Here is a 2300-nt window from a genome sequence, read left to right as displayed (position 1 = left end):
AACTGAAAACAACGTCAACCCGTTCTCTTAGAGGGCGTAAAGCAAGGAACCGCCGTATACCGAACGGTACGTACGGTGGTGTGGGAGGTCGAAACGGGAATTAATCCCGTTTCTCCTACCCGATTTAAAGAAATTATCAGAATTAGCTAGTACCTCTGCCTCCTCTACTACTTCCTCTGGAGCTTGAACTCGTTCCAGAAGAAGATCTTGAGGAGCTTCCCCCACTTGATCTAACAGTACCACTACTTCTATTAGCAGATCCACTTGACCTTACTGCAGATCCCGAATTACTTTGTCTCTGCGGAGCTGGAGAAGCTTTTGGTGTATTATTGCTTCTTTGAGGGGTTGCCCTTGTGTTGCTCTGTCTTTGCTGCGGAACCGCTTGTCTAGTTTGCGTCTGTTGACGAGCTGGTCTTGCTTGCTCTTGTCTGTTTTGCTGAGGAGCCGCTTGTCTAGTCTGACTTTGTTGAGGAGCCGCTTGTCTGGTTTGATTTTGTTGAGGAGTAGCCTGCCTAGTTTGGTTCTGCTGAGGAGCTGCTTGTCTAGTCTGACCTTGTTGCGGTGTAGCAGATCTAGTTTGAGCATTACGTTGCTCTGTAGCAGCTGATCTGGACTGATTTCTCTGCGGTGTTGCTACTTGACCTTCGCTGTTTCTGCTATTTTGAGTAGGAGCTGCCGTTCTTGAATTTCTAGGTGTATTTGCCTCTCTGACTTGAGAATTTGCAGCCGCTCTACTTTGCACTGCTGGTCTGCTTCTATACTCTTCAGCTGAGACTGCTCTAGAAGGTCTAGCTTGAGCATTTGCTGCACGTGAGTTGTCAATTTCAGGCCTATAGATATTCAAACCTCGACTATTAACTGTTGCTCTACCTGCTCTACCTGCATTATTTACTTGATGAACTGGTACATTTCTACGTGTTACATTTCGAATTTCTTGCCTACTTGGTCCAGACACATAAGTTCTGTTATTATAGACATAAGTATTGTTGATGATCGTAGTTCTATTATAAATACTTACGACATTTCTTTGAGGAACATAGTAATTGTAGAAATTTCTATGCATAAACCTTCTCTGGGGTACAAACCTCCAGTGATTGCTATGAAACCCAAAGGAAACGTTAATACCTACACCTGGTCCCAAAGGTGCCCATCCATAATAGCCACCACCTGTTCTCCAGTTTACCCAAGCAGGACCCCACTCATAACCTGGAACCCAAGCCCAACCGTAGAAGTCGTTCCAAAACCACCTTCCGTAGTGAAATGGAGCCCATCCCCAAGCAAAGTCAGATACCCAAGTATTGCCATAGTTTGTCATTGTCCAGTGACCATTTGTTCCATAAGGGTGGAAATTTGGTCCTGCATTTGGAATCCAAACATATCCGTGAGTTGGATCAGAAACCCAATCTCCGTGAGGACTCAATTCATTATAAAATACTTGGAAACTAACTCCCATTGCTGGAGGCGAAGCTTCTGCATTATTTTTAAGTCCAAATCCAATGCTTAGCATCAGGACGAGACTTAGTCGGATTAGAGTTAGATTTTTCATGATAGTCTGGTTTAGTATTATAGTTTGTTTTACGTTGATATCTAAAAATATGTTTTGAAATTTGAGACACTATTTAATTAAAATGCTGAAAAATTTCATTTTACATTTTTTATTAATTGTTTATTTGATGATTACTGGTGATATATACGGACTAAAACGAAAAAGCAACCAGATCATTTGAAATGGTTGCTTTTAAGGAAAATTATATGGAATTTGATAATTTGCTTTAAAACCAGAGGTAATATCTTAGAAATATTAAAAATTACTTCTGGATAAATTCCGGAAAAACGGGTTAAGTTATCAACTAATTACTTCTACCCATGCATATCTTAATTTTCAAAATATTCATTGGATTTGTCAACAGCGGGTTTAACAAATAGAAAAAAACCGTGTTAGAGAAATTATAATATTATTTGCTATCCTTTAGGTCGTCTATTTTTTTTGCTATTTCTTCAGCTTCAGCCATCAGTTTATCTGCTTCAATTCTATTTGAATGCGATAATTTGTGGACTTTATCCAACATGTCTTTGTATTCAGCTTGAAGTTTTTCCAAGGCGGTTTTTTTCTTGAATAATCCGAACATAGTTTTTCTTTTTATAACTTCTAGAAATACAAAATGTTCTAATCTCAGCAATTCCGAGCATAAATTTTCAAGTTGATTGTTAGGTTGTTACAACTATGCTTAAGAATTAATCTTCGGGCTATTCAAAAGGAACGTAAAAAATCCTATATAACTGAACCTGAGTCACATGCA

2 protein-coding genes are annotated in these 2300 nt (G+C 39.2%); both read right to left on the bottom strand.

Annotation, left to right across the window (positions count from 1 at the left end):
• Nucleotides 1-142: 142 nt before the first annotated feature.
• Entirely contained in the window at nt 143-1546 is a 1404-nt protein-coding gene (locus MM239_RS20695; protein ID WP_241350232.1) for a DUF6600 domain-containing protein, read from the bottom strand.
• A gap of 409 nt (nt 1547-1955) precedes the next feature.
• Nucleotides 1956-2129, bottom strand: a complete 174-nt coding sequence (locus MM239_RS20690; RefSeq protein WP_241350231.1) for a Lacal_2735 family protein — start codon at nt 2127-2129, stop codon at nt 1956-1958.
• Between the last annotated feature and the right edge of the window lie 171 nt (nt 2130-2300).

The organism is Belliella filtrata (assembly GCF_022549775.1).
Taxonomy (GTDB): domain Bacteria; phylum Bacteroidota; class Bacteroidia; order Cytophagales; family Cyclobacteriaceae; genus Belliella; species Belliella filtrata.
Note: the sequence above shows the minus strand (reverse complement) of the source record. Positions and strands in the feature narration are given on the sequence as shown.

Bases quoted from the DNA above. Each gene is read 5' to 3' on its own strand.
- MM239_RS20695 (WP_241350232.1), bottom strand. From the start codon at position 1,546: ATGAAAAATCTAACTCTAATCCGACTAAGTCTCGTCCTGATGCTAAGC.
- MM239_RS20690 (WP_241350231.1), bottom strand. From the start codon at position 2,129: ATGTTCGGATTATTCAAGAAAAAAACCGCCTTGGAAAAACTTCAAGCT.